The sequence below is a fragment of the Microbacterium binotii genome (assembly GCF_021398715.1).
GTDB lineage: Bacteria > Actinomycetota > Actinomycetes > Actinomycetales > Microbacteriaceae > Microbacterium > Microbacterium binotii_A.
On record NZ_CP090347.1, the window covers coordinates 2,121,095 to 2,137,643 of the forward strand.

Genomic DNA, 16,549 nt, shown 5'->3' on the forward strand with positions numbered 1-16,549 from the left:
CCACGGCGTGGGGCGGCGGGTAGCCCTCGGTCATGGGCGCGGGGTCGTCGTGAGGTGTCGACATGTGGACATGCTCCAGTCAGATGAGGTTGGGCAGAAGGACCGCGACCTGCGTGGCGGTGACGAGACCGGCGAGACCCACGAGCGGGACGAAGACGATCCAGGTCTTGCGCCAGCCGAAACGGCGCAGCGACCAGATGGCACCGAGCTCCGCCCCCAGGAGGAACTGCAGCCCGAAGATCAACGCCCAGACCGTCCGGAGGTCGGTGGCCAGCGCCCTGTCCTGCGGAGGGAGCGTGACGGAGCTGGTCTGGCGTGCACCGCGGGGCTTCCCCTCCCCCACGAGCATCGCGTCCACGTACTGCACGCCCACGGGGGCGAGAGGTCCGCCACGAGCGGTCATGAGGATGAGGCGACTCTCGCCCGCTCGGGGGTTCGCAGGCGCGGGATCGCCGGCGTACCGCGTTCCCATCGTCTCGAAGACCAGCTCTCCCTGCCCGGTCGTCACCGTGAAGCGGTCTCCGGGAGCCAGGCGGGACAGCGACCCGAAGGGGCCGCCGTAGGCGAAGGATCGCCCCATCAGCACGCTGACCCCGACCTGTCCGGGCAGTACGGTGTCGCGCCGATGTCCGGGCCCGCTCATGAGCGTGCCCGCCGATGTCCCCTCCACGACGACGTCGTGGAGACCGATCTCCGGGATGTCGATGATCGCCACCGGATCGCCGTCCGCGAGCAGGACATCCTCGAAGTCGCCTTCCGAGACCGGCGCAGTCCCGTCGGCGAGTTCCGCACGGAAACGGTCTCGCAGCTGCTGCTGACCGGCGTGATAGGTGATGTTGCCGATCACGACGATGGCCAGCAGGAACGTCGCGACGACCGTGGCGATCATCACGAGGGTCGCGCGGATGACGGCCTGGCGAAGCGTCAACGGGGGTCGCGGCGGACCGGGGGGCCGACGGGGCATCCGCGGGGGTCTGCCCGGCCGCTTCGCCGACTGCCGGGGTGGCGCCGGTGGCCTCGGCGGCTCCTGCGTCACAGCCACCACCGCACTCACGCGACGCCCGCGGCGGGAACGGGGCGAGGTGCGACGAGCGTCGTCGCGGTGATCCGCAGAATCACGACCGCGAGCGCGATGAGCGCGAGCCCGGTCAGCAACAGCCACGGCAGGACGTAGACCACCGCCGCGCGGCTGACGGCCGCGGTCTCCTGTCCGTCGATCTGGGCGGGAGGAGTGAGGGTCACCCGTCCGACGACGAACGGCCACTGTCCCGAGCCGCTCAGCGTCGTCGTCACCACGCGAGTCTCCTTCGGCTTGAGCGAGTGGACGCGCACCTCGGCGCCGTCGATGCGCGCACCGAACACGGTGGCGATGCTGAAGTCGGCCGTGGCGTCGATCGTCTCCGACGAGAGGTTGCGCAACGTCACCCACAGCTCCGTCGCTCCCTCCAGCGGATTGAGCGTCGGCCGTGAGGTGCCGCCGATATCGCTGAGGTAGAGACCACCGGCGATCTCCATGTCGCCCGCGGCGGGCACCGGCGCGGGCGAGTCGGTCGCGACCGCGTTCGCGCCGGAGGCCTGTGATGCTCCGGACGACGAGCGACCCACCGACGGCGTGCTCTGGGCCGGGGCCGATGTCCCTACGACGGGCACGCTGATGCCGATGCCGTCTGCATCCGTGTCGTCCGCGTGGGCGGGGACCGCGATGAGGGACACGGCGACCAGCGCCGCGCCCGTCGCGAGCATGCTGCGCGCCCAGCCGCGCACTCGGGTCGGCGACACGTCAGCTCCCCGTTCCGACGGTCTTGCGCTCCGCGACGGCCCGCTCGGCTTCCGCGCGGGTGAACGCCATCCACTCGGCGGCCCGCTTGTCATCCCGGCGACGTCTCCAGCGCAGGTACACCACGAAGAGCCCGCCGAGCACGAGGAGGGCGACGACGATCCACGGCACGGCCCAGAACGCCGCCTCGCGGTCCACCTGCGGAGCAGGCGGCGCCTGGCCCGTTGCGCCCGTCTGATCGCCTCGTGAGTACAGGGATGCGGTCGCGTTGACGTACACGTACTGACCGATCGGGCCGAGATCGTACGTGACGGTGCGGGAGGCGCCCGGCAGGAGCTCGTCGAGGTTCTCGAGCCGACGCTCGACGAGGTCCGTGCCGAAGAAGCTCTTCGCCATCAGCACCAGGGTCGGCGCGAGGGCGACGTTGCCTTCGTTCGTGACGGTCAGCGTCACGCTCGCCGAGCCGTCGAACGGATTGAGCGATGGGTTGTACGTCGCCGTCATCCCCGTGATGTTCAGGAGCGACTGCAGGTCGCCGGCGACCCGCACGTACATGCGTGTGCCCACCCGGCGATCCACGAGGATCTGATCAGACGGCGACTGGGAGGACACGATGAGTCCGCCGGCGTGATCTCCGGGAGGTGCGTCGGCCGGGACCTTCAGCGTGAAGCGGATCGCTCGAGCATCTCCTGGAGCGAGCTCGAACTGCATCCGCGTCGAGCCGTCCTCGAGCACGACCCAGGAACCGGAGTCACTGGCTGCCGCGTTCGCGTCCAGGAGAGCGAAGTCCCCTTCCTCGGTGTTGAACGCGTCGGTGGCGTACACGGTGACCCGCTGCGCCGTCGTGCCGGTGTTCTGCACGCGATAGCAATCCGCGACCTCCTGCCCCGGTGCCGCGTCATAGGTGAACCGCGAACGACCGTCAGCGGCTCCGGTGTCATCGCAGGGACCGCCGGCGATGGCCTCGGTGTCGTCGGCGCGCGCAACAGAGGGCGCGACGACGGTGAGAAGGCCTGCCGTCAGAAGCGTCGCCGACAACGCGATGATCGCGCGCAGCGCAAGGGCACCCGTTCGGGTTCGGGTCTCGAACACGGATCATTTACTCCATATCTGGCTGACCGCCGCGGGTCCACGCGGTGAACGGGCGGCGAACAGGGGCAAGCGATTCGCCGCGCCCGGGCGCGGGCCCGAGCGCGGCGGTGGGGGTGGGACGCGCCGGGCGCCCCACCCCCGGGAACTCACTTCGAGACGACGGTGACCGTCATCGTCGAGGTGTAGGTGCCCGCCGGGGTTCCCAGCGGAGCAGTCAGCGTCAGCGCGGCCGACAGGTCGGTCTTGCCCGTTCCGGCGCCCGCGGGCGCCTCGGCGAACTTCGTTTCCGACGCCCCGGTGAGTGCCGACACGGCGGAGACGCCGGTGGCGGTCGTGGTGCTCTTGACCGCCGGGACGATCGCCAAGGCGGTGGGATCGATGGTGTTCGATCCGCTGGTGAAGGTGGCCACCGAGGTGTTCACCGTCCAGCCCGGCTTGGTCGCGTAGCGCTCGTCGCTGACCTGGAAGGTGGGCAAGGTGCCGGTGGACACCGACTGGCCGGCGTTGTCGAGCGTGGCCGAGCCCAGCGTGGCCTTCTCGCCGGTGGGGATGCTCAGCGAGAGCGCCCCATCGACAGGAGCAGCCACGGGAGCCTCGATCACGATCTGACCCGTGGGATCGGTCGGGTCGGTGGGCGTGGTCCCCTGCGTCGGGTACTCGTACGTCCAGTCGGCCGTACCCGCCGTGACGTGGATGTAGGCGAAGGCGCCGAGGCCCACGAACGTCACGCCGTTGTTCTTGGTGTACGCGATACCCATGCTGTAGTCGCCACCGGCGGCCTTGATGGGTGCGAACGAGGCACCGGGGAACTGGTTGAGCGCGGCGGGCGCCTGCAGGACGCGCTTCGTGCCCGGCTCGAAGCCGATGTCGACGCGCGTCGCCCAGTCGCTGATCGAGGACTCCTTGCCCCGGGGCGAGATGAAGATGTAGGTCGACTCGGCGTCGGCGGGCGCATCGGCGAATCGCTGGTCGGGGTCGGTGGCGCTGGGCGCTCCCACGAGTCCGGTCGTGTACTCGAGCTGCGTGCCCGAGGGCACCACGACGCCGGTGTCCAGCGAATAGAGGAAGTAGGGCTCGGGCGTGCCGTTCGGCGTCCAGTCGCCGACGGCCGCGGATGCGGCGCTGGCACCGAACCCGGCGACGCCGAGTCCGAGCGAGAGGGCGAGGCCTGCGGCCGCGACCTTGGTGATCGAGAGTTTCATGTCGAGATGTCCTTTGGGGTTCGGGCTCAGAGGGTCACGAATGCGAAGAGGGGTGCCGTCTGCGACGGCGCGAGGAATCCGAACTTCTCCTTGACCCGACGGGGGGTGCCCGCCAGACCACCGGTGAAGTTGGTGAGGCTCGTGGTTCTGCTCGGGTCGACCAGGGCCGCGAGCGAGGCGTCGTACTTCGCGTCGCCGGGGGTGATGCGCGCGCGCTCGACCACGAGGTAGGTGTCGCGACCGAACGTCGTGTTCGCGTAGTAGGCGGCGTTGGGCACGGTGCTCGCACCCGAGCCGGTCACGGCCGCGGTCCCCGACACGGCGCTACCCAGCGAGACACCCGTGGACGCGGCGACCGTGTTCACACCGGCGGCCCCGGTCACCTGAGCGGTCCAGCTGGCGACCGAGAACGGGATGATCTCCCCGGCGGCCAGCACGGTGGCGTCGTTCTCAGGGGTGGTGTTGTTCGAGTCGATGCCCGCCTTCAGGCTCGGGTTGCCGATGGCGCCGAGGAAGAAGGAGCGCGTTCCCGAGCCGTTCTGCGGGAGGCGGGGGTTCACGGCGACACCGTCGATGGAGGTCAGCGTGCCCTCGTAGATCTGCTTCAGCTGTGCGGCGGTGAGGTTCGCCCACGCGGCCGTGCCTCCCTTGTAGATGTAGGACACGGCGTCGCGGCCGAACGGCACATAAGCGAGCTTGCCGTCGGCGTTCTGGTTGGTGCCGGGGCCGCTGGAGGAACGGGCGATGTCGACCTGGCCGGTGATGATCTTGCCGTTGTAGGCGGTGCCGGTGATCGAGGCACGCAGCGCCGTCACACCGTTGCCCGAGCCCGAGGGGCGCTGGAAGTACGGTCCGCCGGACTTCGTCTGGATCTGGCTGCCCGCCCCCGTGGACGGGAACGCGTCGAACGAGCCGATCGTGTCACCACCGCTGGTCTTGACGCGAACGGTGGAGCCGGTCACCGAGGTGCCGTTGGCGAGCGCGTTGGCAGCATCCTGGAGGGTGTCGGAGCCGACGAGCACATAACTGTTGGACACGACCTCGGCGTTCGCCGAGCCCGCCACGAACCCGCCCGCGACGACGACGCCGAGCGCCGCCGTCACGGCAGCAAGCCGCTTGAACTTCATGGTGTTCTCTTTCTGTCGGGTGAGAAGGGTGATGCGGAGGAGAGGTCAGAGGCGTCGGCGCAACCGGCCGACGAACGGGACAGCACCTGCGGCGGCGACGCCGGCGAGCAGGCTCATCGGAAGCGCCTGGGTCAGCGCGCCGGTCTCGGGGTCGTCCGGTGTGGCGCCCGCGGACAGCGCCCCGGATGCCGCCCCGGACGCGACGGGGTTCGGGGCGGCCGCGACCGGCGCAGCGGGCGCGACCGCGGACGCGGGCGCGGTCACAGGGGCGGGCGTTGCCGGAGTGGGCCGGAGAGTGGGTACCGGCGCCGGCGCTTTCGCGTCGATGGCGTCGGCGGCGGCGAGCGCCTGCGTGCGCCACGCCGCCGGCAACGGCGCGTATCCCTCGGGCAGCTGCCCCTGGAGGTTGCCCGGTGTCTGTCCGTCCTTCGCCGCGAAGCGGATGAAGCGCGCGTAGCTGGCCGCCACCGTGTCCGAGTTGAGAGACGTGTTCGTCGCCGCATAGACCGGGATGGCGAGCGGGTAGGCGTTCGCGTCGGCACGCACGGCCGCGGAGAACGGGTCGAGAGCGAGAACCTGCGGCTGCGATTCGGAGGCGGTCATCAGCGACGCAGCGGCCAGGATGTTCGAGGTGTCCGGGGCGACGAACGTTCCCGCGGCGTTGCGCAGCCTCGCGGTGACCGTCTGATAGCGGTGGGCGGACGAGGTGTCGGTCATCGCGATGACCTTGCGGTCACCGACCAGATCACGCGCCTTGCGCTGCCACTTCGGCGGTTGCGCGATCGGATCCCACTCCCCCACGTTCAGTCCGTCACCGCGGAGCGCGTAGTAGGCCCCCGAAACGAGATCGTTGGTGTACGGCCGCCACGCGACGGAGTTGAGAACACGCGGCTCTCCCGCGTACGCCTCCTCCGGATCGACCTTGGGGAAGTCGTCGCGCGGCAGTTCGAGCGCATTGCCGGTCGGGTTGACGTTCGCGTCCGTGGACGCGTAGGGGTTCACCTTCATTCCCCACGGATCCGCTTCGCCCGCGAGGAAAGCGGCCGCCTCGTCGTCCGCCAGGATGTAGTTCCACACCGCTCGCGCGTAGCCGGAACGCCCGAGCGGCACCATGAGGTCGGCGACTGCCGGGCTCACGATGGCCTGGTCGCGCCAGGTCGGGTTCACCGAGAGGAACTCCGGGTCGAAGACGATGTTGCGCGGATTGCGACCGAGATGGCTCGTGTCGGCGTTCGTGGGCAGCGCGTCCGTGTAGCTCGACGTGAGCAGTTTCGCCAGCAGGCGCGGCGTGAGGTTCATCTCCTCGAACGGGCGCCGCGCCGCATCCTGTTCCTCCGGCGCGGCCACGGCTGACGGATAGCGATCGACGGCGAAGGTCACGGCGATTCCGGTCAGAGCGATGGGGGCGTACGTGAGCGAATCCACCTCGCCCGCGCGGGGGCGGACGGGCTGCGACGTCAGTGCGAGCGGCGAGTCGGCCACGGTGTTCGCGCTCTCCGCCGCGTCCATGTCGGTCGTCGTGATGAGGGTGTAGGCATCGCCGTCCTCGGCGCCGCAGAGGTTCGGCTGCCACGAGGAGACCGCGTCGCTCGCGAGCTCGGAACCGGCCAACTGCTGCTCACCGACACCGATGGCGCAGTGCGTGCCCACGGGCTGGAAGTCCAGCCGCACAGCGATTCGGTGCTTCCACTGTTCCCAGAACAGCGGGGAGGCGGTGTTCGTGCCTGCACCTCGCGGAACCACGACGAGCCAGCACGGCTGTCCGGTGACCGAGCCGTCGGTCCCGGTCACGGCCGCGCCGCAACCGAGGCCCGGTGATTGCAGGGCGGTCTGCAGCTCGAAGGTGACGGCTCCGGTCCCGGAGCTGTTCGAGCCCGCCCAGGGGATCTCGTTGGTCGTGTACCGGGTGAAGTAGGCGTTCTCGTTCAGGTTGACGCCCGGGATCCGCTGATTGTCATCGTCGATGCTGCGCACCACATCCGAGACGCCGGTGTTGGCGTCCGGCACGGTGCGGAAGGGGATGCCGGTGTAGGAGCCGTCCAACCCGCCCTTGCCGAAATAGGAGTAGCGGGCATCCTCCGGCGCGATCGCATCGGCGGAAGCGCGGCCGTCGTCCCGGCGCGCACCCGGGGTGGCGAAACCGCCGAACTGGCAGGTCGTGCGGGAAGGGAGGTACTCGGCGTCGTCGTTGATGACATCTCCCCAGCACTGCATGATCTGGAGGAAGTTCTCGCCGCCGGTCTGACCGCTCGGCAGGGTGGATGCCTTACCGCCGGTCCACGAGACCGAGACTGCCTGCGCGACCAGGTCGGCGGTCTGCGAGACGGTGACCTTGAGATCGGGCATCGGCGCGTCGCCGAGGTAGATGTCCTGGTCCTTCGCCGTCACGGTCACTGCCGACGACGAAGAGGCATCCTCCGCGCGCGCTGCGCCCGTGACGACGAGCGACACCGACAGCACCGCCGCGCAGGTCACGATGCCTGCCGCGAAGGATCGCACCCACGTGCGGACGAGTCCGTTTCGGACCACGAGAACACCCCAGTTCCGGCCGCCCCAGCGACCACACCACACGTTAGGAATCCCGTGCGAATCGGCTGTGTCCGCACCGGGAATGACCGGATCCGCCGGCCATCGGGTTGCCTTCCGGCAGGTGAACGGCGGGTGCCGCGGGCGTCAGCGGCCGCGCCCACGCCCGCGCAGCAGCAGCGGCGGCGCGAGGAGGGCCACGACCACGAGCACCACCGCGACGAGCATCCCCGTCTGCGAAGGACCCCAGCTCTCGGAGGCGATTGTGAAGGGCGATGAGACCGCCGTTCCCGCGGCTCCGGAACCCGAGACCAGGTTGCCGTTCGCGTCGTAGACCGCATCCGACGCGGCGCCTGCGGCGGCGGCTCCTCCGGTCGACGCAGCGGCGGCGGCAGCAGCACCGGACGCGCCACCGCCGTCGGTGCCCGCCGCCGGCGGTGTGCCCTCTCCTGCGCCCGCATTGCTGCAGGAATCCGCGTTGTAGGGCCCGACGTTCGACCCCGGGATGCGGGAGATCTGGTCGAACGCGGCCTTCACGAGGTTGTTCGGCAACGGTGAGTACCCCAGAGCACCCGCCTGCTTCTGGCCCTCGCACACGATGTACTTGACGAATGCTCCGAGCGTGTAGCCCTTGCGTTCGGTGAAGATCCCGCCGACCTGGGTCGGCACGATCATGTAGGAGTAGCTCGAGAGCGGATACGCCGAGGGGTCGGCGTTGTTGTAGACGCCGTCGAGGATCTGCGTCAGGTAGTCCGGCGAGGACTGGTCCTCGTTGATCCGCGCCTCGCGCAGAGCGATCTCGACGTTCGCCGCGGTCGGCTCGACGTAGTTGCCCGCGACGTTCTTGAGCTTCACGACCGGAAAACCGGACTTCATGGCATAGGAGTACTCCACGTAGGTGATGGAACCTTCCCCGTTGGTGGGGTTGGCCACGTACCCGGAGACGCCGAGCGATCCGCTCTGTGCCTTGAAGTTGAACGACGGCGGGAACTGCGAGGTCATGCCCGTTCCCCAGATCTGCGGGTATTGGGTCGACATCCACTTCGTGAACTGCGCCGTCGAGCCCGATCCGTCGGAGCGGACGACGGGCGTGATCGAGCGGTCGGGCAGGACCAGGCGAGGATTCTCCGACTGGATGGCGGGATCGTTCCAGCGGGTGATCTGACCCGTGAAGATCTTCGCGACGAGGTCGCCGGGAAGCTGCAGGTCGGTGACGAGCTTGCCGCCGATCTTCAGGTTGTACATGAGGGACGTGCCACCGGCCACGATGGGCAGGTACGCGTAGGGCCGCGTGGACACCTCAGCGGGAGAACCGTCCTCCGGGCTCGCCTGGAAGGGGATCTCACTGACCGCGAAGTCGACCGTCTCGCGGATGAAGTCGTTGCGCCCCGCCGAGGAGCCGGTGCCGTTGAAGCTGATCGTCATGCCGTAGTTGTTGGCGACGTTGCGGCGCCACTGATCCAGGGCGTTCTGCGACCACGTGGAACCGGAACCGGAGATGGCGACGTACGTGTCGGCGCGTGCGGCCGATGTGCCGCCGAGTGCGGCGGTGCCGACGATGAGGGCGGCGAGGGCGGTGTGCAGGACACGGCGGTGGGGGCGGTTCACGGGTTCTCCTGGGAACGGGTGGAGAGCGCCGGGGCGGCGGCCTCGAAGAGAGCGGGGCGACGGGTGATACGCATGAGGTCCTCACGCGAACGGCGCGCCGCACGATGGCGCTGCCCCTCGGAGAGCACACCCGCGCCTCGACCGCCGATCAGCCGCGCGATGACGAACAGGCTGAGCACGAGGAGGATGAGCACCGCCGCCGTACCGAACCCGCGCGCCACCATGTTCGGCTCGGGTGACTGCACGAAGGTGAACACCTGGAGCGGGAGGGAGATCATCGGCCCCGAGAACGGATCGGTGTTCATCTGGGCCGTGACCCCCGACGTGAGCAGCACGGGCGAGGTCTCACCGATCCCCCGCGCCGTGCCGAGGATGACGGCGGTCGCGAGCCCGGAACGCGAGGTGGGCAGAACGACCCGCCACACCGTTCGCCACCGGGACGACCCGAGAGCGTAGGAGGCTTCACGAAGCTGATGTGGCACGAGCCGCAGCACGACGTCGGCGGAACGGATCACGATCGGGAGCATCATCACGGTGATCGCGATGGATGCGGCGAAACCGGAGCGCTCCTTGGTGATCAGGGTGATGATCGCCGCGTAGACGAACAGACCCGCCACGATCGAGGGCAGAGCGGTCATCGCGTCCGAGACGGTGCGGACGAAGCGGGCGAAACGACCGCCGATCTCGTTGAGGAAGACCGCCGTCGTGATGCCCAGCGGAACCGTGATGGCCAGCGCGATGCCGATCTGGATCAGTGTTCCGACCACCGCGTGGGAGATGCCGCCGACCGACAGCGGATCGAGGGGTCCGGCGAAGCGCATGGTCTCCACGAAGAAGGAGAGGTTCGACAGCGCCGGCACCCCACGAGCGAGCGTGTACACCGCCACGAACACGAGAGCCGCGAGCACGATCAGGCCCGCGCTGTAGAGGAGGACGGTGACCACCCGGTTGACGACGGCCAGCCGGTCGGCGGTGAGCGAGACCAGAGCCGCGTAGGTGGCGATGAACACCACGAACGCCACCGCCACCCACCCCACGGGGCCTGTCAGGGGTGCGATCCATCCGAACAGCAACGTCGCCACCGATACACCCGCCAGCATCGCGCCGACGAGGTCGTAGCCGTCCGAGAGCGAGGCCCGGCCCGGCCGGCGTCGCTCCGGTCTCGCCTGATCCGACTGTTCGACCGGCACACGGGTCCGCGGTTCGCCCGCGGACCGCGTGGACGGATCCGCTGCGTCCCGGGAGGGGGCCGCGTCATCGATCAGGGTCATCAGGTGCTCTCCGCTCCGGAACGGGACCGCGCAACGATCGAGGACGCCGTGAAGTTGATCACGAGCGTGATCAGGAACAGCGCGAGACCGGCCGCCATGAGAGCCGAGAGCCCGAACTCGCTCGACTCGCCGTACCGCAGCGCGATGAGCGCCGAGACCGAGTTCGACCCGGTCTTCAGGACCTCCCAGTTGATCGTGAAGATGGGAGAGATGATCATGTACACGGCGATGGTCTCGCCGAGCGCGCGACCGAGGCCCAGCATCATCCCGCCGATGATGCCGCCGCGGCCGAAGGGCAGCACGACGGTGCGGATCATTCCCCAGCGCGTCGATCCCAGCGCGAGCGCTCCTTCGCGTTCTCCGATCGGGGCCTGCGAGAAGGCTTCGCGCATGATCGAGGTCTGCGTCGGCAGAACCATGAGCGCCACGACCATGCCCGCGATGAACGCCGACGAGGTGTAGGCACTGGCCTCCGTCAGACGTTGCCCATCCTCGGTCACCGCGAAGACGGGGATCCAGCCGAAGTAGGTGGAGATCCACTGCGCGACGGGGACGGCGTTCTCCTGCAGGAACTGCACGCCCCACAGACCGAAGACGACGCTCGGGACCGCAGCCATCAGGTCGACGATCGTCACCATGGCCCGCTTGACACCACCGGGCAGCGCCTCGCTGATCAACAGCGCCGTGCCCAGCGCCAGCGGGAACGAGAAGGCCAGCGCCACGACCGCGATCGTGATCGTGCCGAACAACACGGCCGCGATGCCAAAAGAGCCCGCGACGCCTTCCTGCGGTTCCCAGCGCTGGGTCCACAGGAAGGAGAAGCCCGAAGTGCTGAGGGCCTGCCCGCCGCGTGCGGTGAGGAACACCCCCACAGCGAGCATGATCGCGACCGTCGTTCCGCCGGCGGCGTAGGCGACGGTGCGGAACACCCGGTCGCCCAGGACCGGTCGCGACCGCAGTGACCGCCGCGGCGCGGTCGAGGTGCTCGCGCTCGGCGCGATGACCTCCGTGATGGCGTCGCTCAACTGTTCCTCCGTCTTTCGGGCAGGCGGAGCCCTCCCCAGGGCTTGGCCGTCAGCATCCCGCCGCCGGATGAATGCCGGATGCTGCGAACATGTCCTGCGGGTGACGTGCTCCGGTGCCGCGGGTGCCGCCGGTTCATGGGAGGGGCGGGGCGGGGGTGGGCGACGTCGACGGCGATGGCGTCGGCGTGGGTGTCGGCACCGGCGTCGAGGAAGGCTCGGGGCGCGCTGCGAGGAGCGTGACGGAGGAGCCGAACGGCACCAGTTCGCCCGCTGCCGGCCAGATCGCGAGAGCGAGACCCGCGGCCCCTCGGCCGCTGTACTCCGTGATCGGCTGGAAACCGGCTGCGACCACCGCCGACTGCGCATCGACGAGCGTCATCCCCGTCACGGACGGCACCGTGTTGTTGCCCGTCGCCACCCGTAGCGAGACGGACGAACCGAGCTCGCCCGCAGATCCTTCCGCCGGCTCGGCGCCGAGCACGACGTCGGCCGCTGCGGCGGCATCGACGCGGACGAGATCTCCGACCCGCAGCCCCGCACTCTCGAGGACGCGGGCGGCGTCGGTCAGAGTGAGCCCGACGAGCTGAGGTACGAGAACCGTCGTCGGCGGAGGCGACGTCGTCTCGGTCGCTGTGGGCTCCGGGCTGGCGAGGGCGACAGCGGTCGGGGCTGGGCGCGAGGGAGCCGCGGAGGGAGCCGAGCCCGCCGCTGCCGAGACGGCGATCACGGCGACCACGCACGATGTGGCTGCGACTGCCGCGGTCCACAACGGCCACCGTCCCCGCATCGGCGTGGAAACCGGCTGCGCTGCGGCGCGGGCGTGCACCGCGACTGTCCCGTCCGTGGATGCGGGCACCACCGTGCGGTAGTGGCGGGTGGGTGCGGTCACCGCGTCGGAGACCTCGGCGACCGGAGGGGAAGCGAGAGCCGCCCGCATCCGTTCGGCATCCGGATAGCGATCGGCGGGATCCTTGAGCATCGCCGTCGCCACGACGCGGTCGAGGGCCCGCGGGACCCCCCGTCGACGAGCGGATGGCAGCGGCGGGGGCGCAGCCAGGTGCGCACGGGCGATCGCTGCCGCATCACCGGCGTAGGGCGGACGGGCGGTGAGCATGAAGAACAGGACGGCCCCGACCTGGTAGAGATCGCTCGCCTCCGTCACCGGCGCTCCCCCCAGTTGCTCCGGCGAGGCATACGCGACGCTCGCCACCACGCCCTCCGCCGCGCCCTCGGCCCCCGACAGGAGGGCGTCGGCGCCGACGGTGGGTCGCCCCGGCACGTCGGCGAGACCGAAGTCCAGCAGCGTGACGCTCCGGCCGAAGTCGGCATCCGACGCATCCGGCTCGATCATGATGTTCGCCGGTGTGACATCGCGATGCACCACCGACTGCGCGTGGGCGGCGCTCAAGGCGGCGAGGACGCGGTCCGCGACGTCCCGGGCTCGGGAGGGCTCCAGCGGCCCCCTCTCGCGGACGTGGTCGCTGAGGGTGACCCCCTGAGCGAGCTCCATGGCGATCCACACCGCCGTGGCCCCATCGTCCGCGACGCCCGCGTCCAGAACCCTGGCGATGTTCTCGTGGTCGACGGCCCGAGCGGCGTGCACCTCCTCGAAGAAGGCCTCCCAGCGCGCGGGGTCTTCTGCCAGGTGCGGATGAAGGAGCTTGAGTGCGACCCTCTCGCCGGTGCGGGTGTCGTCGGCGGCGAAGACCGAGGCCGTTCCGCCGCTCCCCAAGAGCGAACGCAGCCGGAAGCGCCCCGCCAGGAGCATGTCGCTCACCGCGCGAGCTCGGAGGACGAGTCGGACCGGGACTCCTCCTGCATCGCCACGAGCAGCCGCACCGCGAGTGCACCGGCGTTGCGCGCGACGGAGCGGTTCTCGTAGCGGCGGGCGCCGATCATGATGATCTCCTCGTCGAGGACGACGAACCATCCGGTGGTACGCAGGCCCGGCTCCGGGTCGGAGCGGACGTTGAGCCGGTGGGCGACACCGATGAGCCGGGCGACGTCGGCGCGCGCCGCCGCCTCGGATGCGGCCAACTGGGCGCTGCGTCCCAGCTCACGGTGATTCTCGGTCAGAAGACGCCAGCCGACCACCGTCCCGGCGACGGGGGCCGCAGCATCCGTGACGCGGACGCTGTCGCCGTGCATGGCCAGCACATCGGCGACGGCACGCAACCAGTCGACCGCGGAGCGGTGCGACCGCTCCGGAAACCGCGCGTAAAGGAAGTGCGCAGGCATCGTCTCTCCTTCGAAGCGCACCTGAGCAGAGGGGCGCGTCCGAAGCGTGGCGGGCGCAGGTCGACGCGCGCCGTCCTGGAGGTGAACGGCGGAGGTCGGGCGGGCGAGGCGTGGGTTACCGGGGCGAGTGCCCGGTCACCCTCAGATGCCGAGTTCGCGCGCGAGCGCCTGCGTGCGAGAGACGAGGTCGACGCGCTGCTCGGCCACGCGCCGCGGCGATGTTCCGCCGAAGCCGTCCCGGCTGGCCAGCGACCCCGGCACGGTCAGCACCTCGCGCACGCCGGGCTCCAGACGAGGCGAGACCGTAGCCAGCATCGCGTCGTCCGCGTCGTGCAGTTCGATTCCGCGCTGCTCGCACGCCTGAACCAGCGCACCCGAGATCTCGTGCGCCTCGCGGAACGGGACGCCGCGCTTGACGAGCCATTCGGCCACATCCGTCGCGAGCGAGAATCCCTGAGGTGCGAGCTCCGCCATCCGCTCGGTGTCGAAGCGGGCGGTCGCCACCATCCCGGCGAAGGCGGGCAACACGAGCTCGAGGGTGGCGATCGAGTCGAACACCGGCTCCTTGTCCTCCTGCAGGTCGCGGTTGTACGCGAGCGGCAGCGCCTTGAGCGTCGCGAGCAGACCCGAGAGGTTGCCGATGAGCCGGCCGGATTTTCCGCGCGCCAGCTCCGCGATGTCGGGGTTCTTCTTCTGCGGCATGATGCTCGACCCCGTAGAGAAGCCGTCGTCGAGTCTCACGAAGCCGAACTCGCGCGTGTTCCAGACGATGATCTCCTCGGCGAAGCGGGAGAGATCGACCCCGATCATGGCGGTGATGAAGGCGAACTCGGCCACCACGTCGCGCGAGCTCGTGCCGTCGATCGAGTTCTCCGCCGGTCGGTCGAGACCGAGGTGTTCGGCGACGAGCTGCGGATCGAGTCCCAGCGTCGAGCCCGCGAGCGCTCCACCGCCGTACGGGGAGACACGGGCGCGGACGCCCCAGTCCCGCAGGCGCTCGAGGTCACGGACGAGCGGCCAGGCGTGCGCCTGCAGGTGGTGGGCGAGCAGCACCGGCTGAGCGTGCTGCAAGTGGGTGCGTCCGGGCATGGCGGCATCCGCGTGCGCCTCGGCCTGCGAGACGATCGCATCGATGAGCCGGACGAGATCACGCGCGATCACGGCGGCATGATCGAGCAGGTACAGGCGAACCAGGGTGGCGATCTGGTCGTTGCGGCTGCGTCCGGCGCGCAGCTTTCCGCCGAGCTCGGGGCCGACCTCGGCGATCAGCGCCTGCTCGAGGGCGCCATGCACATCCTCGTCGCCGTCGGCGGGCACCAGACGTCCGTCCGCAACGGCCGCGGCCAGGGCATCCAGTCCCGCGTGCATGCGTCGCGCTTCGTCGGCGTCGAGGTAGCCCGCGGCCTCCAGGGCGGCGGCGTGCGCGTGCGAGCCGGCGAGGTCGTAGGGCGCGAGGATCCAGTCGAAGTGCGTGGATCGGCTGAGCGCGGCGAGCTCGGGCGAGGGGCCGGAAGCGAAACGGCCTCCCCACAGGGAACCGCGGTGGGTGGCGTCGTGGGGCGCGTCGTTCACCCGACCAGCCTACCGAGCACGCTCGGCGGCCGTGCGCACGCTCCGGCGCGCGACCCAGGCGAAAAGCCGTTCGAGCGGGCCCCGCCCCATCGTCAGCGCCCACACCGTGCACCCGACCACGACCACGATCGTCAACGGCCAGAACGGCTCGAGCTCCCGGAACTCCCAGAGCGCCCCGGTCTCGCCGAGTGCGAGCAGAGCCCACACCGCCCAGATGAGCAACTGCGCGGTGTACGCCGTCAACGGCATCGACCCGGTCGCGCGCAGCGGCAGCAGCAACCACGTCACGGGAGTGCGTGCGATGAGCAGGCATCCTCCCAGGACCGCGACCGCGGTCGCCGCGCCGCCGACGACCTCGGGCAGGCCACCCGAGTGCGGGTGCGTGCTCAGCGCGATGCCCCAGTAGTCGGACGCGACGGTCACGGGCGCCGCGAGGCCGCCCGCGCCGTAGGCGAACAGGGCGGTCCCGATCCCCATCACGACGAGGATCGCCGCGATGCGCGCATCGCGCAGGTCGGTGCGGCCGAGCGCGAGACCGAGAACGAGGAATCCGATCCACAGCGGGAATGGGTAGGCCCAGCCGATGACGAGCGCGACACTCTCCCCCGCCGCGGTGTCCCAGAAAGGCAGAAGCCCGAGCGCCGCCTGAACCAACGGCATGACGAGCAGAAGGGCCGCAGCCACCGCGAACAGGATGCCTGCGGGGAGCCGCAGGAGCGGCAGTGCCAGCAGGAACAGGACGGCGTAGGCCGGCAGGATCACGTAGACGGGCACGCCCGTGAGGATCAGCAGGATGCCGAGCACCCAGATGAGGCCCGCTCGCACGAGCAGGCGACCACGCGCCACGCGCAACCGCTCCCCCGTGACGGGCGAGATTCCTCCCGTGGTCAGGGCGACGGACACCCCCGCGAGAACGGCGAACAGGATCGACGATCGTCCGTTCACGATGTCGAGCCACGTCTGCGGGCGCGTCAGCTCGAAGGGCTCCTCGATCGTCAGCAGGTGAGCGGCGAGCATCCCGATGACCGCGAGGCCGCGGGCGAGATCGATCCCGCCCAGACGGTCAGGTCCGATCAGTCGCGCCAGTGCCCGCCTCATTCCCGCGGGTTCC

General features: G+C 70.1%; 13 protein-coding genes. All 13 read right to left on the bottom strand.

Annotated elements, in window-relative coordinates; genetic code table 11:
* Positions 1–79: 79 nt before the first annotated feature.
* Positions 80–928 (bottom strand): sortase, encoded by an 849-nt coding sequence (locus tag LXM64_RS10610; protein ID WP_234073183.1) that lies wholly within the window; start codon positions 926–928, stop codon positions 80–82.
* 122 nt (positions 929–1,050) lie between these two features.
* Positions 1,051–1,779: a hypothetical protein gene (locus LXM64_RS10615; RefSeq protein WP_234073184.1), complete on the bottom strand. Its 729-nt coding sequence runs from the start codon at positions 1,777–1,779 to the stop codon at positions 1,051–1,053.
* 1 nt (position 1,780) lies between these two features.
* A complete protein-coding gene (locus LXM64_RS10620; RefSeq protein ID WP_234073185.1) occupies positions 1,781–2,869 on the bottom strand; it encodes a DUF916 domain-containing protein in 1,089 nt (362 codons plus the stop codon).
* A gap of 146 nt (positions 2,870–3,015) precedes the next feature.
* Positions 3,016–4,071 (bottom strand): hypothetical protein, encoded by a 1,056-nt coding sequence (locus LXM64_RS10625; RefSeq protein ID WP_137416626.1) that lies wholly within the window; start codon positions 4,069–4,071, stop codon positions 3,016–3,018.
* Positions 4,072–4,097: 26 nt separating this feature from the next.
* On the bottom strand, positions 4,098–5,198 hold the full coding sequence (locus tag LXM64_RS10630) for a hypothetical protein (RefSeq protein WP_234073186.1): 1,101 nt from the start codon (positions 5,196–5,198) through the stop codon (positions 4,098–4,100).
* 45 nt (positions 5,199–5,243) lie between these two features.
* Positions 5,244–7,727: a hypothetical protein gene (locus LXM64_RS10635; protein ID WP_234073187.1), complete on the bottom strand. Its 2,484-nt coding sequence runs from the start codon at positions 7,725–7,727 to the stop codon at positions 5,244–5,246.
* Between the two features lie 144 nt (positions 7,728–7,871).
* Positions 7,872–9,332, bottom strand: a complete 1,461-nt coding sequence (gene pstS / locus LXM64_RS10640; protein WP_234073188.1) for a phosphate ABC transporter substrate-binding protein PstS — start codon at positions 9,330–9,332, stop codon at positions 7,872–7,874.
* The gene (gene pstA / locus LXM64_RS10645; RefSeq protein ID WP_234073189.1) at positions 9,329–10,603 is read right to left on the bottom strand and encodes a phosphate ABC transporter permease PstA; all 1,275 of its coding nucleotides are present in this window, start codon (positions 10,601–10,603) and stop codon (positions 9,329–9,331) included. The genes pstS and pstA overlap by 4 nt, the downstream gene beginning before the upstream one ends.
* Positions 10,603–11,628: a phosphate ABC transporter permease subunit PstC gene (gene pstC / locus LXM64_RS10650; protein WP_234073190.1), complete on the bottom strand. Its 1,026-nt coding sequence runs from the start codon at positions 11,626–11,628 to the stop codon at positions 10,603–10,605. The genes pstA and pstC overlap by 1 nt, the downstream gene beginning before the upstream one ends.
* A gap of 133 nt (positions 11,629–11,761) precedes the next feature.
* The gene (locus LXM64_RS10655; protein ID WP_234075461.1) at positions 11,762–13,396 is read right to left on the bottom strand and encodes a serine/threonine protein kinase; all 1,635 of its coding nucleotides are present in this window, start codon (positions 13,394–13,396) and stop codon (positions 11,762–11,764) included.
* A 5-nt stretch (positions 13,397–13,401) separates the two neighbouring features.
* Positions 13,402–13,866 carry a hypothetical protein gene (locus LXM64_RS10660; protein ID WP_234073191.1) on the bottom strand — a complete coding sequence of 155 codons (465 nt, stop codon included), beginning with the start codon at positions 13,864–13,866 and terminating at the stop codon, positions 13,402–13,404.
* A 141-nt stretch (positions 13,867–14,007) separates the two neighbouring features.
* Positions 14,008–15,438 (bottom strand): argininosuccinate lyase, encoded by a 1,431-nt coding sequence (gene argH, locus LXM64_RS10665; protein ID WP_234073192.1) that lies wholly within the window; start codon positions 15,436–15,438, stop codon positions 14,008–14,010.
* A gap of 9 nt (positions 15,439–15,447) precedes the next feature.
* Positions 15,448–16,536, bottom strand: coding sequence for a heparan-alpha-glucosaminide N-acetyltransferase domain-containing protein (locus tag LXM64_RS10670; protein WP_234073193.1), 1,089 nt, complete (start codon positions 16,534–16,536; stop codon positions 15,448–15,450).
* Positions 16,537–16,549 lie beyond the last annotated feature (13 nt).